Source organism: Bifidobacterium catulorum (genome assembly GCF_003129925.1).
In the GTDB taxonomy this organism is placed as follows: domain Bacteria; phylum Actinomycetota; class Actinomycetes; order Actinomycetales; family Bifidobacteriaceae; genus Galliscardovia; species Galliscardovia catulorum.
The window spans coordinates 18,701-37,448 of sequence record NZ_QFFN01000002.1; the positions used below are offsets into that span (position 1 = coordinate 18,701).

The following is an 18,748-nucleotide window of genomic DNA, read 5'->3' on the forward strand; positions in this document are numbered from 1 at the left end:
CCCGCCATATCAACTTCCCCGCACGACGTTGTACGGGGCTACAACAATGTATGGGCTGCAACGTCGTGCGGGGCTGCAAGACGGACGATGCGTCATGATTTCGACGACTGACGGTATTCGTCGCATGCCGCCGCGAACGCGCGGGCGAGACGCCCGCTCGGTTCGTCGGACGGCGTCTGTTCGGGATGCCATTGCACGCCCATGAAGAACGCGCGATCGGGCCGATAGACGGCCTCGATGACGCCGTCCGGTGCCGTCGCCTGAATCTCCACGCCATCGCCGGCCTTGTGCACGGCTTGGTGATGCACGCTGTTGACCGGCAGCGACTCCCGGCCGAGGATGCGATGCAGGGGCGTGCCGGGAAGAATGCGCACGTCATGCGACGGCTCGGCGAACGGCGTCTTCTGCCAATGATCCAACGCGCCGGGCACGTCATGCGAGATCTGCTGGTACAGATCGCCGCCTGCCAGCACGCACATCATCTGCAATCCGCGGCAGATGCCGAGATAGGGCATGTGACGTTCGTATGCGGCGCGCAGCAGCGTCGCTTCGGCATGGTCGCGCAACGGCACGGGCTCGTCCATGCCGGGCAACGCCACGCCGCCGTATAACGCCGGATCGATGTCGTTGCCGCCGGGGATCAGCAGACCGTCCGCGCGGTCGAGCATGGCCATGAGGTAGTCGTCATCGTCGGAGGGGTCCACGGTCAGCACGTTCGCGCCGGCGAACTCCAGCAGCCGCAGATATCCGGGGTCGATGTCGAACGCCCCGGGCACGGTTTCCGAATACTGCATCATCAACGCCACGACCGGTTTCATCGTCGCCGCCTTTCCCTGGCCGCGTTTGCGGCGATACACTGAATGACAATTGCGATTATATGGGTCGCGATCATGGGAAGTCGAGAATGGAGGTCCCGAACATGGCCGACGAATCCGCATTCCCCGGTGCCGATGCGTTGCTGGATGAGCTCGCCGGCTCCGATTTCCCCGTGTCCGACGCCGTCGTCGACAGGCTTCGTGCCGTCTATGGCCATCTCGCCGGCGTTTCGCCCGACGATCCCCTCTTTGAACGCTATCTGCGCGAGGACGTCGTCGAGCGCGAGGTCTTCGACCTCGCCGACGCCATCGACATCAGTGATTCCGTGCTCGACGTCAGCGCCCGTCATCGGGGCGACGTCGCGCTGCTGGTGCCGTTCTTCATCGCCTTCGAATGGTTCCATCGCTGCGAGTTCGACGCCGAGCGGCGGCTGCGCTATTGGGGGCGGTTCGTGCCGCTGATGCGCGTATGCCTCGGCGGGTTCTCGCTGTACCAGTACGCGTTGTCGATGTTCCACCTCTACGGCGGCGACGAGGCGCGAGCCGAACAGGCGTCGCGGCGGGCGCTCGACATCGCGCCCGACCATATCGGATTCCTCAACACGTACACCGAGCAGATCCTCGACCGCGTGGAACGCGAGCTGATTTCGTCCGGCCGGCAGATGCCGGAGGACGACGACACGGCGGCGCTGAACCGGCTGCTCGCGGCGTTCGACAAACGTCCTCGGGAGGACTGGCACCCCATCTTCCATGTGAGCCATGGGCGCATACTGGCCTGTCTGGGACGGTACGCCGAGGCGCAGGGCGAGTTCTCGCAGGCCGTCGATCTGGAGAACGCGCGGTACAACGCGTGGCAGGAATCGCGGGACGCGGCGAACGGCGGCGGCAACAGGGACGATGACGGCGGCAACGCAGCCGAGGCCCGCAAGACCATCAAGGACAGCACGTACGTGACCGAGATGAACGAGATCTTCGACGCGCGCAACACGTGCAACATGCTGTCGAACATGCGCTCGCTGTCGTCCGTCATCGACGATGCGCAGGACGCGCAACGGGCGCGCGCCCGCGAACTCGACGACAAGATGGACGAGCTTGGGCGGCGTTTCGACAACGAACGCATCGACATGCTCGAATTCATCGGCTTCTTCGCCGGCATCATCTCGTTCGTCATCGCGTCCATACAGCTCGGCGACGGACTCGCGTTCCCCACGCGCGCCCTCATGGTGCTCATTCTCATGGGGTCGCTGCTGGTGGCGTTCGGCGCGTTCTCGTCGTTGCTGGAAAGCGGCCGCGCCGTGGATCCGAAGGCGCCGAAACGGGGTCGCCTGTTCGGCATCCGCGCGGGATTAGTGACGGTGATGGCGGTGGGATTGGTGGTCATCGTCGTCGCCATGCTGATGTATCTGGTCATACGATAGCGATTCGGTCTACCTCCCGTTCCGTTGTTCCAGATGTTGGCGGAAGGAGGGGGCTGTGCCGGTTTTGGGGCGTGCGCCGGGCCATGTGAGCCGTGCCGGATCTTCGCGGCAGGGAACAGATGACAGGGAACAGACGGAGGCCGCTTTCTTTGAAAAAAGGAACGTGGCCCGGGGGAATGCGTGTTGCCCCGGGCCACGTTCGTGCATGAAATCCGATTCGCTCATTGGAATACGCCGAAAAGAGCGGATCGGATTCACGCTCACACGATCTGGCAGAATTCGATGGTCTCGTTGTTCGGTCCATAGACGTTGAAGTAGCGGATGCCGTTGCTCCAGAACGAGGGGATGGACTGGATCTCGGTGTCCTTGAGACGCAGGCTGAGCGCCTTGGCGTTGGCGAACGCGGCCTCGATGTCCGGCGTGTCGAACGCCCAGTGGTTGATGGCGCCGGTCTCCATCGGGGCGGGGTCGCCCTCCCAGGTCTCGATGGTCAGATGGCCATAGCGCAGGAACGCGCAGCGGTTCTCGCCGTTGTGGAACAGGCCGGCCAGTTCGAAGCCGAGCTTCTTCGTGTAGAACTCGATGGTTTCGTCGAGGTCGTTGGCGGGCATGCCGGAGTGCTGGAGGTCGGTGGTGAACGCGGTCATGGGCTTGGTCGATGCGGTCATGGGTGATGCTCCTTTGCGTGGGATGATTCGGGGATGATTCGGATTATACGGAACTGGATGATTCCGATGGGTGCGGTCGGGGCGCGGTGACGTGTCAGGCCTTGGCGGAGGCCGGCGTCGAGGCCGAGGCGACGAGGGTGATGCCCTGACCGGACTCCTCCTCAAGCGCGTCGCCTATGGTCCTGGCACCGGGGAGGCGACGGCCCCTGTCGTCGAAGCCGGGCTGCTTCGGGTGCAGCGTGAACGTAAGCAGCAGCGCCACTACATACAGCGCCGCATACGTCCAGCAGATGCCTTCGATGCCGATGACGGGCAGCAGCACCGTGGCGATGCCGGGACCGACGAACGTGGTCAGTCCGGCGGCGAGATTGTAGGCGGAGAGGGCCGCGCCCTGCTTGTCGGGCGCCTCAAGCGTCATGACCGTGGGCAGGCAGGAGAACGCGCACGTGCCGATGCCCACCACGATGGAGGCGACGATCATCATCAGCGCGTTCGGCCCGAACCAGCGCGGCATGTAGTAGAACAGCACCGATCCGACGGCCAGCACGCCGCAGCCGAACCAGCGCATCGGCCAGATCCAGCCGTAGCGGTCCATGAACCAGCCCCAGAACGTGTTGAATATCAGCGTGACCACGAACACGAATCCCCAGATGCGCATCCATTCCTCGGTCCTGAAGATGTTGATGCCCCCGTACTTCGTGGTGCACAGATACAGCGGCATGATGACCGGGAAGCCGTACAGCAGCAGGTTGTTGATGATGCGGATGACCGCGCAGATGAGGATCTTGCGGTTCGTGACCAGGATCGTGGCGCCGTCGCTGAGTTCGCGCAGCTTCTCCCTGGTGCTCAGGCCGTCGCCCTTGACCACCTTGTTCTTCGGCACGCACAGGAAGCACATGACCGTGCCGAGGATGGAGAACGGCATGGCGAACCAGAACGTCGTGTATTCGCCGAAATGCGGCATGATGAAGCTCGGCAGATAGGCGCCGAACACGCCGATGCCCAACGAGAAGCACGTCCAGAAGAAGCCGGTGGCGCTCGCGAGCCTGGCCGGCGGGATGTACTGCGCCATGAGCACGACGAAGCTGTAGATGAACAGCGGGTAGCCGATGCCGCGCACCGCGTAGACGGCGAGGATGAACGGGTAGACGCCGCTGGGCAGGGCGAGTCCGAGGAATACCAGATGCACGCCGATCCACCAGCATGCGCCGAACATCATCACTCGCCGGGCGCCGAACATCTCGGCGAGCACGCCGGCGGTCCATCCGCCGAGCGCTGCGAACAGGCCGTAGACGGTGACGAGCAGCGACGCCTGCGAGGCGGTGAAGCCCTGGTCGACCATGTATTTGGAGAGGAAGGTGAGTTCGAAGCCGTCGCCGGTCATGAAGATGGCGACCGCGAGGAATCCGAGCAGCAGTGTGCGCGGAATGCCGAATTTCTCAAAAAGCCTGATCATTGTTGTCTCTCTTGGTTGTCATGCCCGCCTCATTGCGGGATGGTGATTGCTTGGTATGGTGCGTGGATGTGCGGCCGATGCATGATGCTTGACATACTCAAGGCCGTTCGGCCTCGTTGGGGTGGGTGCTCAGATCGGGTGTTTGCTTTTCAAGGGACCCCCTCAGTCAGCCTGCGGCTGACAGCTCCCCCTGGACCCCAGGGGGAGCCGAGATGCGGGAGGCGTGGTCGGCCGGTTGCTGGGGTGCTCCCCTGGACTCTAGGGGGAGCCGAGTTGCTCTGTACCCTTGAGGCCGGGTGTTCGCTCCGGCCCCCTCAGTCAGCCTGCGACTGACAGCTCCCCCTGGACTCCAGGGGGCGAGTTGCCCTGTACCCTCTTAGGCCGGGTATTTGCTCCAAGGCGGGAGGGGAGGGTGTGTGTCGCCGGACCGTAAGCAATGGAGGGGGTTGTTATGCTTAGCAAAACAACCCCCGGAGTGAGGCCGGGTGTTTGCTCGGAACTGAGCGGAGGGGGAGGTGCGTTTTGCGATCGTAGGCTAGTGGAGGTGTCTGCTAGGCTTTGCCAAGCAGACACCGAAACGGCGGCCGAACGGCCTTGAGTGTATCGCGAAACGCACCTCCCCCGCAGCGATTCGGGGAGGAGCGAACCCTACTCGCCGACCTTCACTACGGCCTTGGAGACGCCCGTGAACTTGCCGTCGAGGAAGTCCTGAACCTGTTCGAGTCCGATCTCGTGGCTGATGAGCGCGCCGATGTTCATCTTGCCGGTGGATACGAGGGCGATGGCGTCCTTGAAGGTGAGCGGGTTGATGAAGGAGCCCTGGATGGTGAGCTGCTTCTTGTAGATGTCGTAGGTGTTCATCTCGAAGTGCGCCTCCTGCGGGCCGACGCCGAACATGAGCACCTGGGCGCCCTTCTTGGTGGCGGCGACGGCCTGCGCCTGCGTCGTCGGGAGTCCGACGGCCTCGATGACGACGTCGTAGGCGTCGGCGGGGATCTGCTCGCGGGTGGTGTTGAAGGTCTCGGTGACGCCGAAGAGCTCCTTGTTGCGGGCGAGCTTGTCGTCGAAGATGCCGGCGAGGTCCACCTGGTGCACGCCGTATGCCAGCAGCAGCTGGGCGAAGATATGGCCCATGAATCCGTCGCCGATCACGAGCGCCTTCTGGTAGGGGCGCAGGTCGAGCAGGTCGAGGCCGTGCACGGCGCAGGAGACGGGTTCGATGGCGGCGGCGTCCTTGAGGCTTACGTTGTCGGGCAGCTTGTAGACCACGGTGGCCGGGGCGGTGAACTGTTCGGCGAGTCCGCCGTCGCGGGTCACGCCGACGGCGCTGAGGTGGTCGCACAGCTCGGGGCGCTGGGTGAGGCAGAACTCGCACTGGCCGCAGTAGATGTTCGGGTCGACGGCCACGCGGTCGCCGGGCTTGACGTTGGTGACCTGGTCGCCGATGGCCTCGACGATGCCGGAGTTCTCGTGGCCGAGCACGATCGGCGGCACTGCGGCGGCGGAGCCGGGGCGTCCGGCGTACAGGTCGTGGTCGGTGCCGCATACGCCGGCGTATGCGGTGTTGATGAGCACCTCGTCGGGCGCGATTTCGGGGGTGGGCAGGTCTTGGATTTCGAACTGCTTGACGCCGGTGAGAACGAGAGCCTTCATGATTGTGTTGCCTTCCATCTTTGCAAAGTCGTGTGATTTGTGTTTTCGGTGAGGGGATGGTTATGCGCGGTGCGGGATTCAGGACCGTCTTCGTGGTCCGATTCGCGTGCCGGTGTGGAAGGCGTCTCTACATGTGGGTGAGGCGACCGACCAGACGTTCGCGACGGTGGCGTGACTGCACCTGCGCGAGGGCCGAGTCGGCGAAGAACATCATCATGGCGGTTCACCTCCTGTCGGTGTCGAATGCGGTTCGTCGTCGAATGCGGTTCGTCGTCGAATGGCGATTCGTTGCTTCATTGCGTTGTCGTTGACTTTGAGTGTATCTTATAGAAAAAACTTTTGCAAATCTTATTTCTAAAACTGTGTTGTTCGGCGTGTCATCAACGTTTTCGACCAACTAACGGACCGCCGCAAAGGCGAGCGGCTACCCTGAAGGCAGTGCATCCAGTGGATTCATCGACATCGAAGGAGACAACATGACGTTCGGACCCATCCCCGACATCACCCTCGCCGACGGCAACCGCATCCCGCAGATCGGCCTCGGCGTGCTGCGCATCGACGACGAACAGACCACGCCGGTCGTGGAATCGGCGATCGACGCGGGATACCGGCACATCGACACCGCCGCCGGGTACAACAACGAGGGCGGCGTGGGCAAGGCCCTCGAACACAGTGGCTACGCCACCGGAGAGAGGCGCAAGGACATCTGGGTGACCACCAAGCTGCGCGACTCCGAACAGGGATATGACTCCGCGCTCAGGGCGTTCGACCGCCAGATCGGACTGCTGCGCACCGACTACGTGGACATGTACATGATCCACTGGCCCACGCCGTTCGACTGGCGCAGCGACGAGACATGGCACGCGTTCGTGCGTCTGCGCGACGAGGGGCGCGTGCGCACGCTCGGCGTCTGCAACTTCCTGCCGGAGAACCTCGAACGGCTGCACGGGGAGACCGGCGAATACCCGTCCGTCAACCAGATCGAGCTGCATCCCACCTGGCAGCAGCGAGAGGTGGTCGACTACTGCAGGGCGCACGGCATCGCGGTCGAGGCGTATTCGCCGATGGCGCGAGGCGCCGACCTCGACGCCGGCGACGGCGTGATCGGACGCATCGCGGAAGCCCATGGCGTGAGCCACGCCCAGGTGATCCTCCGCTGGCACATCGAGAACGGCACCATCATCATCCCGAAGTCCACCCACCGGGAACGGCAGGTCGAGAACGCCTCGCTGTTCGGCTTCGCCCTGACCGCCGAGGAGCATGCCGCCATCGACGCGCTTGACGGTCCCGTCCGCGCCGGGCACGACCCCCGCACCTTCTCCTACAGCTGACCATGGGACGCCGACGCAGGGGGTTCCGCGCGGCCTCGGCGCTGGAACGGTTCCTCGTGCTGCTGGTGATGGCCGTGGTGGCCGGGGTGACCGCCGGGCTCGTGCTGCCGCAGGTGAGCGAGACCGCGGGCCGGATCACCGGGGAATACGCGGCCACGGGTGACGCCGCCGCGACCCTGGGTGGATTGTCCGTCGTCGACGGGCGTCGGCCGGCGAGCGTCTACAAGCGCGACGCGTTCGGATTCCGACAGTACGACCCGGACGGCAACGGCTGCGACTCGCGCAACGACGTGCTCGCCCGGGACCTGAGGAACGTGCGGTATGCGAACGCCGAACGGTGCAAGGTGCAGTCGGGCGTGCTTCACGACCCCTACACCGGCAGGACCATCGACTTCGTGCGGGGCAGAAGCACCAGCGCCAAGGTGCAGATCGACCATGTGGTCGCCTTGAACAATGCGTGGAGGTCGGGCGCGGACCGGTGGAATACGAAAAAGCGCTACGAATTCAGCAACGACCCGTACAATCTGCTCGCCGTGGACGGTCCGGCCAACGAGGACAAGGGCGACGCCGACGCCTCCGTATGGCTTCCGCCGAACGCGGAATACCGGTGCGGCTACGTGGCTCGGCAGATCGGGGTGAAGGCCAGATACGGGCTGAGCGTCACCAGTGCGGAGAAGCGGGCCATGCTCGGCGTGCTGCACGACTGCCCGGGGCAGGGGATTCCCGAGCGGTAGGGGTGAGGTGTTTTTTGGGGGAGCCGTCTCGGGGGGAGACTCCCCTCAGTCCGCCTGTGGCGGCCAGCTCCCCTCATGCCTGAGGGGAGCCGAGTGGATGTGTGCTGTCGGCGCTTATGCGTCGGGCTGGTGGTTGATGGGGTGAGGGGAGCCGGTCGGGCGGGGAGGCGCGCATGAAACGCGGGATGATTTCGGCGTGCTATAACAATGGGCGGGAGGCATGGCATGGACGACGACAATTTCACGACACGTACCACGATGCATACCGCGGAACCGCCTGCAAGGCGGACCGCACACGATGACCGGCATCCGGGGGAGACGGGGCGCATCGACCCCGACGAGGCGCAGGCGCTGGAGGCGAGTGGTCATCCGCACACCGAGCACATGCACAGCGTGCCGAAGCTCGCCGTGCCCCACACCGGCGCCAAATCCAAGCTCAGCGCGCTGCTCGGCCCCGCCTTCGTGGCCGCCGTCGCCTACGTGGACCCGGGCAACGTGGCCGCGAACATCACATCGGGCGCACGGTACGGCTTCCTGCTCGTTTGGGTGCTGGTCATGGCCAACGCCATGAGCGTGCTCATCCAATACCAGTCCGCCAAGCTCGGCATCGTCACCGGCCAGTCGCTGCCCGCGCTGCTCGGCAACCGCATGAACCCGGGCGGCCGTCTGCTGTTCTTCGCCCAGGCCGAGGTCATCGCCATCGCCACCGATCTGGCCGAGGTCATCGGCGGCTCCATCGCGCTGAACCTGCTGTTCGGGCTGCCGCTGTTCGTCGGCGGCTGCATCATCGGCGCCATATCGACGGTGCTGTTGCGCTTCCAGGGCGGGCACACCCAGCGTACGTTCGAGAAGCTGATCATCGCCCTGCTGCTCGTCATCACCTTCGGCTTCATCGCCGGCCTGTTCGTCGCACCGCCCGACCCGGCGCAGGTCCTCGGCGGCCTCGTTCCGCACTTCACCACCACCGATTCCGTGCTCATGGCCAGCTCCATGCTCGGCGCCACGGTCATGCCCCACGCCATCTACCTGCATTCCACGCTGGTCAACGACCACTTCGACGGCAGCACCGTCCGCCCCGGCATCAAGCGCGAGCTGTTCGCCGCCAAGATCGACGTCATCTGGGCGCTGCTGCTCGCCGGCACCGTGAACCTGGCGCTGCTGCTGCTCGCCGCCAGCGCCCTGCACGGTATGCCCGACACCGACACCATCGAAGGCGCGCAGCACGCCGTGGTCCATGTGCTCGGGCCGGTCATCGGCACCATATTCTCCATCGGGCTGCTCGCATCCAGCCTGTCGAGCACGTCGGTCGGCACCTACGCCGGCCAGGAGATCATGCACGGCCTGCTGCACGTCGACGCGCCGATGTGGGCATGCCGCATCATCACGCTCGTGCCCGCGCTCGTCATCCTCTGGTTCAGCTCCAACCCCACGTTCGCCCTGGTCATCGGCCAGGTGGTGCTCTCCATCGGCATACCGTTCGCCATCATCCCGCTGATGCGCTATACGCATGACCGCACGCTCATGGGCGAGTGGGCCGACGGCATCGTCAAGCACGTCGTCTTCATCCTCGTGGCCGTGCTGATCATCGCCCTCAACGTGGTGCTTGTCGCGCTGACGTTCATGGGACGTTCATAATCCCCGCCGCGGAGGCGGTCGGACGGTGTTGTATCGTGGGCATCATGTCCATGTCTTACGCATCCGTCATCGTCCTCGTCATTCTGGTGGCCATATCCGGCCTGCTCATCCGGCGCGCCTACCGCAGCGGCGTGGACGTCGGTTCCGCGCAGGCCGAACGGCGCCTCGCCGACACGCTCGACAAGCACGCCTCCACCGTGTTCGGCAGTGGCGTCTCCGCTCAGGAGGCCGCCCACAACCTGCTCGACGTCATGCGCAGCGCCGTCATCCTCACCGACGGGCTCGGCAGGACACGGTACGTGAGCCCTCTGGCCGAACGGCTCGACGTGGTCGTCGACGGCCATCTCGAATCCAGCGAGATTCGGGACATGCTCAACCAGGTGGTCGTCGACGGCAAGGTCCGCGACCGCGAGATCGAGATGAACATGGAGGCGGAATCGGGCCGCATCACCGAACGAGAGCCCGTCCACCTGCGGGCGCGCATCGGCCGCATCGCCGATATCGCCGTGCTCGGCGCCTCGGACCCGGACGACATGTCCACCTCGGGCGGCGCCGACCAGCTGTACGCGGTCTTCCTTGAGGACATCAGCGAGCAACGCAACTTCGAACGCATGCGACGGGACTTCGTCACCAACGTCTCCCACGAGCTGAAGACGCCTGCCGGTGCCATATCCCTGCTGGCGGAGACCGTGTCCGACGCCGCCGACGATCCCGACGCCGTACGCTACTTCTCCGGCCGCATTTCCAAGGAGTCCGCGCGCCTGACGGAGCTCGTGCAGAAGCTCATCGCCCTGCAGAAGGTGCAGGACGACGACGGCCTCTCCGCCGTCGACTCAAAGCCGGTCGATGTGCTTCGCGTCGTGCGCGAGGCGCTGGACGAGAACAAGGTGCAGGCCGACGCGGCGAACATCGAACTGCGCATGTACGTGGGCGACGACACCGTCGGCGTCATCACGACGGACGGCGTCGCCGACGACGCGCCGACCCCGTCGGAGGGAGCCGCCAAGGTCGTGGTCAACGGCGACGCCGACTCCATCAAGACGGCCGTCAAGAATCTTGTGGAGAACGCCATCCATTATTCGCCCAAGGGCACGCATGTCGGCGTGAGCGTCAAGCAGGACGACGACGATGTGCGCATCCGCGTGATCGACCAGGGCATCGGCATCCCCGCCGAGGCGCAGAGCCGCATCTTCGAACGCTTCTACCGCGTGGACCCGGCGCGCTCGCGCGCAACTGGCGGCACCGGTCTCGGCCTGTCGATCACCAAGCACATCGTGCAGGAGGCCGGTGGCACCATATCCGTGTGGTCGCGGCCGGGGGAGGGCAGCACGTTCACCATCCGCCTGCCCAAGGCGGAACGATCGAATACGTCAAAAAATCAGTCATGATTAACCGTCCCGTAAGACATGGGTCTAATATGGGTATGTCTGTGTAAGGGCGGTGCGATCCGCCGGCCTGTGTAAGTAGCAAGAAGCAAGGGGAAGTCAACGCATATGACGCGCATACTGATCGTCGAAGATGAGGAATCCTACCGTGAGCCGCTGGTGTATCAGTTCACGCATGAGGGCTATGACGTGATCGCCGCGGCCACCGGCGAGGAGGGGCTGGAGCTGTTCACCAAGGGTGGTGTGGACCTGGTGCTGCTCGACCTCATGCTTCCCGGTCTGGACGGCACCTCGCTGTGCCGCCGCATCCGTGAGCAGAGCCGCGTGCCGATCATCATGCTCACCGCCAAGAGCTCGGAGATCGACAAGGTCGTGGGGTTGGAGATCGGCGCCGACGATTATGTGACCAAGCCGTATTCCTTCCGTGAGCTGCTGGCCCGCGTGCGTGCCGTGCTGCGCCGCAACCAGTCCGCCGCGGTCTCCGGCGACGCCGCCAGCGAGGATCTGCCGCTGGTCTGCGGGCCAATCTGCATGCAGGTGGGCCAGCATTCGGTCACCGTACACGGCGAGACCGTGTTCTTCCCGCTCAAGGAGTTCGAGCTGCTCGAATACCTTATGCAGAACAAGGGCCGCGTGCTCACCCGCCATCAGCTCATCGACCGCGTGTGGGGGTCCGATTACGTCGGCGACACGAAGACGCTCGATGTGCATATCAAGCGCGTGCGGTCGAAGATCGAGGAGGATCCCGCTCACCCGCATTACATCACCACGGTTCGCGGTCTCGGCTACAAGATCGACGAGCCGTCGGAGTGACGTTGGCGGACGTCGTGTAGACGGCGTTCCAACCAATGAACAAAGTACGTAGTTTTTGATTTTTCCATTGATGTAACTACGCGCCGGCCTTAGGGCACGGCGCGTATTTTTTTATCGGATCACAGGGATGCGGCTCGTCGGGAATCTTAGTGTTTGCAAGGATTTGCCGGCACTTGTCCGATTACATCCGTGGGTGGACGAAACCTACAAAACAGATATCAGCACAAGTTCACTGACTGTTTACCGATTTTGGTTTCCGGACCCCGAAACCATCAATAATCTTAAATTGTCATAACAAAGCACGTCAGCCATGTACCGGTTTCAGTACAGCTCAGAGGAAGGCGTGCAGCGGGTCCGGACCTGCCGGGCACGTGACAGATAAGAGGGAAATAGTTATGCGAAAGAATCTTCTGCTTCGCTCCATGGCTGTTGTTTCCGGCCTGGCGATGATGGTTTCTCTGGCCGCCTGCGGCGACAACGCCTCCAGCAACGGCTCCTCCAGCTCCAGCTCCAACGCCTCCGGCGCCCAGCTGAGCGGCGAGTTCTCCGGTGCCGGCGCCTCCTCCCAGAAGAGCGCCGTCGACGCCTGGATCGCCGGCTTCAACGGCCAGCAGCCGAACGCCAAGATTGCCTACGATCCGTCCGGTTCCGGCGCTGGTGTGACCAACTTCCTGAACGGTGCCGCCGTGTGGGCCGGCTCCGACGCCCCGCTTGAGGCCGATCAGGTCGAGCAGTCCAAGAGCGTGTGCGAAGGCAAGACCGCCTTCGACGTGCCGGTCTACATCTCCCCGATCGCCATCGTCTACAACCTGAAGTCCGCCGGCCTCAACGGCGCCGACAAGCACATCAACCTCGACGCCCCGACCATCGCCAAGATCTTCGACGGCAAGATCACCAAGTGGAACGACAAGGCCATCGCCGACCAGAACCCTGATGTCAAGCTTCCTTCCACCGACATCACCGTCGTGCACCGCTCCGATAAGTCCGGCACCACCAAGAACTTCCTGAGCTACGTCAAGGACGCCGCCGGCGACGCCAACTGGAAGTACGAGGTCGGCGAGAACTGGCCGAACAACGTCGGTCAGGGCGGCAAGGGCACCTCCGGCGTGATTTCCACCGTGACCCAGGCCGAAGGCACCATCGGCTACGCCGACGCTTCCCAGGCCGGCGACCTCGGCACCGTGGCCGTCAAGGTCGGCGAGAAGTACGTGCCGTACTCGGCCGAAGCCGCCGCCAAGGTCGTTGACGCCTCCCCGCAGGACGAGGAAGCCAAGGGCGACAACCGCGTGGTCATCAAGCTCGACCACAAGACCACCGAGGACGGCGCCTACCCGGTCGTGCTCGTCTCCTACGACATCGTCTGCCCTGCCTACAAGGACGCCAACAAGGCTGAGTTCGCCAAGCAGTGGCTCACCTACGTGGTGAGCAAGGACGGCCAGCAGACCGCCGCCGACACCGCCGGCTCCGCCCCGATGTCCGACACCCTGCGCGCGAAGGTCACCAAGTCCATCGACGCAATCCAGACCAAGTAACAAACTCGAACGTGGTGCGTCCCGCTCGCTTCCTACGCAATATCGCGACAAAGCGGTCGCGTGGAAGTGACCGGGACGCTCTCATGTGAGTAACACAAATCGAAGGAGAATGAGGTGACTTCTCAAACGAAGTCGGCATCCGCGGAGCCCGTCAGCGACGGCAAAACGGCCGACAAAGTGTTCAAGGGAGTGGCCTACGCCTGCGGCATCCTGATTCTTGTCGCACTCGCGGCCGTGTTCATCTTCCTGTTCGTCAAGGCCATGCCGCTGCTCGTCGGCGATAAGGCCGCCAACCAGGCCACCATCGAGGGCTTCTCCGGTGGCGCCGCCCATAACTTCTGGCAGTACGTGCTTCCGCTGGTCTTCGGAACCATTCTGGTTTCCGCGCTGGCCCTGATCATCGCCTTCTTCATCGCGGTGGGCATCGCACTGTTCATTTCCCACTACGCATCCCCGAAGCTTTCCTCCGTCCTGAGCGCCGTCATCGACCTGCTCGCCGCCATCCCCTCCGTCATCTACGGTCTGTGGGGCGGTCTGGTCCTCGTGCCGCACATCTACGGCGTGTGGGCCTGGTTCGCCAAGTACCTCGGATGGACGTACATCTTCCAGGGTCCGGCCTCCAACCCGCCGCGCACCGTCGCCACGGTCGCCGTGGTGCTGGCCGTCATGATCCTGCCGATCATCACCTCGGTTTCGCGTGATATCTTCCAGCAGACGCCGAACCTCCAGCAGGAGGCCGCCCTTGCACTCGGCGCCACCAAGTGGGAGATGATCAAGCTCGCCGTCATCCCGTTCGGCAAGTCCGGCGTCATCTCCGCCTCCATGCTCGGCCTCGGCCGTGCACTCGGCGAGACGATGGCCGTCCTCATGATTCTGTCCCCGGGTATGCTTTACAGCTTCAAGCTGCTCCAGGCATCCCAGAGCCAGACCATCGCAGCAAACATCGCAGCGCAGTTCCCCGAGGCCAACAACCTCGGTGTGAGCACCCTGATCGCCACCGGTCTCGTGCTGTTCGTCATCACGTTCCTCGTGAACTACGCCGCACGCAAGATCACGGATAGGAAGGACGCCTGATGACTTCCGCAGCAGCAACCCCTGAGTTCAAGCGCGGCCCGCAGCCGGACTTCGACAAGTTCGCCCCCAGCCGCTCCTACAACCAGATGCGCAAGTACAAGGATCTCGCCATGCGGATCCTCATCTACATCGCGTTCCTGATTGCCCTCATCCCGCTGGTCTCCGTCCTGTGGACCTGCCTCGCCGATGGCTACAAGCGCCTGACGCCCTACTTCCTGAGCCACAACATGGTCGGCGTCATCGGCGGTATGTACCCGTACGGCGGCATCCTCCACGCCATCATCGGCACCGTGGAGATCACGCTCGGCGCCATGGTCATCTCCATCCCGATCGGCCTTATGTGCGCCGTGTATCTCGTCGAATACGCGCAGAAGGGCGCCCTCGCCAAGACCATCTCCCTGCTGGTCGACGTGATGAGCGGTATTCCTTCCATCGTCGCCGGTCTGTTCGCCTTCTCGCTGTTCACCATGGCGTTCGGCCCCGACACCATCAACGGCTTCGTCGGTTCCGTGGCCCTCTCCCTGCTGATGATCCCGACCGTGGTCAAGACCAGCGAGGAGATGCTGAAGATCGTTCCCAACGACCTTCGTGAATGCTCCTACGCCCTCGGCGTGACCAAGCAGCGCACCATCACCAAGATCGTGCTCCGCACGGCCCTGCCCGGCATCGTGTCCGGCGCCATCCTCGCCATCGCGCGAGTCATCGGCGAGACCGCCCCGCTGCTCATCGCGTCCGGCTTCATCGCGAACACGAACGTCAACCTGTTCAGCGGCCGAATGACCACCCTGCCTGTGTACGTCTACAACGAATACTCCCAGGGTCAGGCCACCTGCTCGGCCAAGGCCCTCACGCTGAACCCGCCGTGCCTTCCCGGCATCCGTATGGAACGCGCCTGGGCCGCCGCCCTCGTGCTGATTATCATCGTGCTCCTGCTGAACATCATCGGCCGCATCGTCGCCAAGGTGTTCGCCATCAAGGGCACCCAGAAGTAATCGCCGTAATTCGGAAAACATAAGGAAAAGAACATGGGACAACGAATTGATGTCAACCATCTGAACGTCTACTACGGCGACTTCCTTGCCGTCGAGGACGTCAACATGAAGATCGAGCCGAACAAGGTCACCGCGTTCATCGGACCTTCCGGCTGCGGCAAGTCGACCGTGCTGCGCACCCTCGACCGTATGCACGAGATCATCCCCGGTGCCCACGTCACCGGCGAGGTCCTGCTCGAAGGCAAGAACCTCTACGGCCCGGACGTCGACCCGGTCGCCGTCCGTCGCGACGTCGGCATGGTGTTCCAGCGCCCGAACCCGTTCCCCACGATGTCCATTCGTGAGAACGTGCTCGCCGGCATGAAGCTCAACAACCGTTCCGTCAGCAAGTCCGACGCCGACGAGCTCGTCGAGTGGGCCCTCCGCGGCGCCAACCTGTGGGACGAGGTCAAGGACCGTCTCGACAACCCGGGCATCGGCCTCTCCGGTGGCCAGCAGCAGCGTCTGTGCATCGCCCGCGCCGTGGCCGTGCACCCGCAGGTGCTGCTCATGGACGAGCCTTGCTCCGCCCTCGACCCGATCTCGACGCTCGCCGTCGAGGATCTGATCAACGAGCTGAAGAAGGACTACACCATCGTCATCGTGACGCACAACATGCAGCAGGCTGCCCGTGTGTCCGACTACACCGGCTTCTTCAACCTCAAGGAGATTGGCCAGCCCGGCCACCTCGTCGAGATGGACGAGACCAAGGTCATCTTCGAGAACCCGAAGGAAAAGGACACCGAGCGTTACATCTCCGGCCGCTTCGGCTGATCCTCACCGTTGGACGATCGTCGAAGGTCGTCGATGTTCGTTCCCGTGGCATAGGATTCCACGTCCCGGCCGTCTTCGGCCATGGCGGCGTGGAGTTCATGCCCCGGGAAGGAATGCGGCGGCGACGATGTTCCCGGGCCGGCATCCCAATACGAGTGCAACGACGGATGCGATGACCATCGCAGGCCGGTCACCATGGAACATGCGACGTCCAACGGGTTGACTCTTCCCCCGGCGTTCTGTTTTCTTCTCTCCGGCGGGGGATACCAAGACTCCTGTACTGCCTCGTGCAGACAGGAGTTTTTGCGTATGCACGGTTTTCGTGGCACACGATTATTTGGTTACTTGGTTACTTGGTCATTCCGTACGTGAAGGGCCTGTTTTCGCCCTCCTCATGACTTGTTTGACCAAGTTTCGTTTTTTTGGGGGAAGGTCGGTATGGCCGTTATTCCACGGTGATGCCGCCGACGTTGTCGCGCATCGCCGCGTTTCGGGGATTGGCGGGGTCGAAGCAGACGACGACGGCATCCCCCACGTCGGTGTGTTCCATGACCGGCGTCCATCGTTGGCCGACGGGAATGGGACCTATTTTGATCGCCGATGACTTCATATGCAGCGGCTCCTCGAACCGGAACACGACTCCATTGACCTGGAATTCGACGGTCACCGAAATCGTGCCGCTGCCACCAAGCCGCCCGTTCCTCACGATTGTTCCCCAGCAGGCCGCCGTTCTGCGTCTCGATGCTCCGAACATCAGTATTCACTCCCATTCCATCATCGATCATGTATCCAATAGTAGTGGTGACGTTGCTGGGTGATGGCACTGATAAGTGGTGGTACTGATAAGTGGTGGCGTCGATAAGTGGTGACGGTGACACTGCTGGGTGGTGGCGTACGTGGCGGCGTCGAGGGACGGTGAAGTGACAATCGGATTATAGGGTGGAATACGTGTCGGACCGGCCCTGCACCATGGCCACGACGGACGACGACGCGGAAACAGGTGAAATACGTCGTCGTCCTTCGGTGATTCGATTCCGTGTTTTCGACAACGTTGCAATACCAAGGATGATGATTATTTCGACGTCGATATGCGACGGACGACGTTAACAAAACGTGTGAAATACGTCGTCGTCCTTCGTGAGTCGTGATTTTCCGATGGACGACGAGCAAAAAACGGGTGAAACGCAGTGTGGTCCGTCGAATATGTCGCTGACCGTCATCGATACCCTCGAATCCGTCACCGATACAACACGTCGCATACGAAAATTCCCGGCGACTCGAATGAAATCGCCGGGAATTTCGGGGACGAAAGTAATCGTCGTAGGACTGAACGAATCAGTAGCTGTGGTTGCTCAGCCAGTAGTTGTACGCGCCCGTCACACTGCCGTAACGCTCGTTGCAGTAGCTGAGGAACCACTTGATCTGCGTCTGGTAGTTGGTCTGCCAGTCGGCGCCCGCGGACGCCATCTTGCTGCCAGGCAGGGACTGCGGCAGGCCGTATGCGCCCGACGACGGGTTCGTGGCGGTCGGATCCCAACCGGACTCGTGGTTGATGATGTACACGGTGGCGGAGAAGTCGGCCTCAGTGTATCCGTTGGCGAGCAGATAGTCATGCGTCCACTTCTGCATCTCGCTGGCAGGAACCGTGGTTCCCAGGTTCGACGCATCGGACGAGCCGGTGGAATTCGAGGAGCCGGTGCTCTCGCTCTGCGTGGAACCGGTGCTCTCGCTCTGCGTGGAGCCGGTGCCGATGAGGATGACCTTGGACTTCGGCGCCTTCTTCACCCAGGAGCTGATCGTATTGGATTCGGCGATCTTGCCGCCGGCCTTGGTGACGAGGTTGGTCATCTCCATGATGCCCTTCTCGCCCTCCTCCTGGACCTTCTTGGTGCCTTCGGGCAGTGCGTCGGTCTTCTTCTCGACGGTGTTGAACGGAATGGCCTTCTCGCTCGTCTCGATGGTCGATCCGGCGCGTTCGATGGTGATGGTCGTGGATTCGTTCACCTTCGTGTTCAGAGCGGGGGAGACGGTGTCCTCCGGCTCAAGGGTGATGCCGCCCTGCTGGAGCACGGACTTGACGTCGGTGAAGTTCTCGCCGAGCACCACGCGGGAATTGCCGTTGACGACGACCTTCACGTACGAGGTGTTGGCGTCGGCCCCACGGCGGCCGGCCTTGATGTCGTCGCGCAGCTCCCCGCGGGAGGCCGCCTGGAACTGGTCGACCTCGTCGCTCTTCGTGGCGGAGTATGCGGAGATCGTCGACGTGTTCGTGCGGTTGACGTTGGTCTTGTAGAAGTCGCGGGAGACGAAACCACCCGTGACCAGCAGCGCGGCCGCCGCGACGACGGCACCGGAACGAATCCACTGACGACGGGTGATGCGCTTGAAAACGGAAGCCTTTTCCTTGCGGTGGCTTGTCATGAATCTCC

16 protein-coding genes are annotated in these 18,748 nt (G+C 63.2%); 10 read left to right on the forward strand and 6 right to left on the reverse strand.

Going from position 1 to position 18,748, the window contains the following annotated elements:
- Positions 1–92 precede the first annotated feature (92 nt).
- Positions 93–818, reverse strand: a complete 726-nt coding sequence (locus DF200_RS01250) for a gamma-glutamyl-gamma-aminobutyrate hydrolase family protein (RefSeq protein WP_158275740.1) — start codon at positions 816–818, stop codon at positions 93–95.
- A gap of 101 nt (positions 819–919) precedes the next feature.
- Here DF200_RS01250 and DF200_RS01255 point away from each other — a divergent pair, with 101 nt between their 5' ends.
- The gene (locus tag DF200_RS01255; RefSeq protein ID WP_146191975.1) at positions 920–2,233 is read left to right on the forward strand and encodes a hypothetical protein; all 1,314 of its coding nucleotides are present in this window, start codon (positions 920–922) and stop codon (positions 2,231–2,233) included.
- Positions 2,234–2,493: 260 nt separating this feature from the next.
- Here DF200_RS01255 and DF200_RS01260 read toward each other — a convergent pair whose 3' ends face one another.
- The 3 genes from DF200_RS01260 to DF200_RS01270 form a co-directional block, all read right to left on the reverse strand.
- A complete protein-coding gene (locus DF200_RS01260) occupies positions 2,494–2,901 on the reverse strand; it encodes a VOC family protein (RefSeq protein ID WP_241520076.1) in 408 nt (135 codons plus the stop codon).
- Positions 2,902–2,995: 94 nt separating this feature from the next.
- Entirely contained in the window at positions 2,996–4,357 is a 1,362-nt protein-coding gene (locus DF200_RS01265; RefSeq protein ID WP_109136495.1) for an MFS transporter, read from the reverse strand.
- A 648-nt stretch (positions 4,358–5,005) separates the two neighbouring features.
- Positions 5,006–6,010 (reverse strand): zinc-dependent alcohol dehydrogenase family protein, encoded by a 1,005-nt coding sequence (locus DF200_RS01270; protein ID WP_109136496.1) that lies wholly within the window; start codon positions 6,008–6,010, stop codon positions 5,006–5,008.
- Positions 6,011–6,486: 476 nt separating this feature from the next.
- Between DF200_RS01270 and DF200_RS01275 the strand changes: the two genes are divergently transcribed.
- From DF200_RS01275 to pstB, 9 genes are all read left to right on the forward strand, one after another.
- Positions 6,487–7,341, forward strand: coding sequence for an aldo/keto reductase (locus DF200_RS01275; protein ID WP_109136497.1), 855 nt, complete (start codon positions 6,487–6,489; stop codon positions 7,339–7,341).
- Between the two features lie 2 nt (positions 7,342–7,343).
- Positions 7,344–8,075 carry an HNH endonuclease family protein gene (locus tag DF200_RS01280; protein WP_109136498.1) on the forward strand — a complete coding sequence of 244 codons (732 nt, stop codon included), beginning with the start codon at positions 7,344–7,346 and terminating at the stop codon, positions 8,073–8,075.
- Positions 8,076–8,459: 384 nt separating this feature from the next.
- Positions 8,460–9,710: an Nramp family divalent metal transporter gene (locus DF200_RS01285; RefSeq protein WP_170112466.1), complete on the forward strand. Its 1,251-nt coding sequence runs from the start codon at positions 8,460–8,462 to the stop codon at positions 9,708–9,710.
- 50 nt (positions 9,711–9,760) lie between these two features.
- Positions 9,761–11,098 (forward strand): sensor histidine kinase, encoded by a 1,338-nt coding sequence (locus DF200_RS01290; protein WP_439098302.1) that lies wholly within the window; start codon positions 9,761–9,763, stop codon positions 11,096–11,098.
- A gap of 105 nt (positions 11,099–11,203) precedes the next feature.
- The gene (locus tag DF200_RS01295) at positions 11,204–11,908 is read left to right on the forward strand and encodes a response regulator transcription factor (RefSeq protein WP_109136499.1); all 705 of its coding nucleotides are present in this window, start codon (positions 11,204–11,206) and stop codon (positions 11,906–11,908) included.
- 395 nt (positions 11,909–12,303) lie between these two features.
- Positions 12,304–13,440 (forward strand): phosphate ABC transporter substrate-binding protein PstS, encoded by a 1,137-nt coding sequence (gene pstS / locus DF200_RS01300; RefSeq protein WP_109136500.1) that lies wholly within the window; start codon positions 12,304–12,306, stop codon positions 13,438–13,440.
- Positions 13,441–13,554: 114 nt separating this feature from the next.
- Positions 13,555–14,514, forward strand: coding sequence for a phosphate ABC transporter permease subunit PstC (gene pstC / locus DF200_RS01305; RefSeq protein ID WP_109136501.1), 960 nt, complete (start codon positions 13,555–13,557; stop codon positions 14,512–14,514).
- Positions 14,514–15,506: a phosphate ABC transporter permease PstA gene (gene pstA, locus DF200_RS01310; protein WP_109136502.1), complete on the forward strand. Its 993-nt coding sequence runs from the start codon at positions 14,514–14,516 to the stop codon at positions 15,504–15,506. Before pstC ends, pstA begins: the two co-directional genes overlap by 1 nt.
- A gap of 33 nt (positions 15,507–15,539) precedes the next feature.
- On the forward strand, positions 15,540–16,319 hold the full coding sequence (pstB, locus tag DF200_RS01315; protein ID WP_109136503.1) for a phosphate ABC transporter ATP-binding protein PstB: 780 nt from the start codon (positions 15,540–15,542) through the stop codon (positions 16,317–16,319).
- 445 nt (positions 16,320–16,764) lie between these two features.
- Here pstB and DF200_RS01325 read toward each other — a convergent pair whose 3' ends face one another.
- Positions 16,765–17,025, reverse strand: coding sequence for a hypothetical protein (locus DF200_RS01325; RefSeq protein WP_146191976.1), 261 nt, complete (start codon positions 17,023–17,025; stop codon positions 16,765–16,767).
- Between the two features lie 629 nt (positions 17,026–17,654).
- Positions 17,655–18,740: a resuscitation-promoting factor gene (locus DF200_RS01330; RefSeq protein ID WP_109136506.1), complete on the reverse strand. Its 1,086-nt coding sequence runs from the start codon at positions 18,738–18,740 to the stop codon at positions 17,655–17,657.
- Between the last annotated feature and the right edge of the window lie 8 nt (positions 18,741–18,748).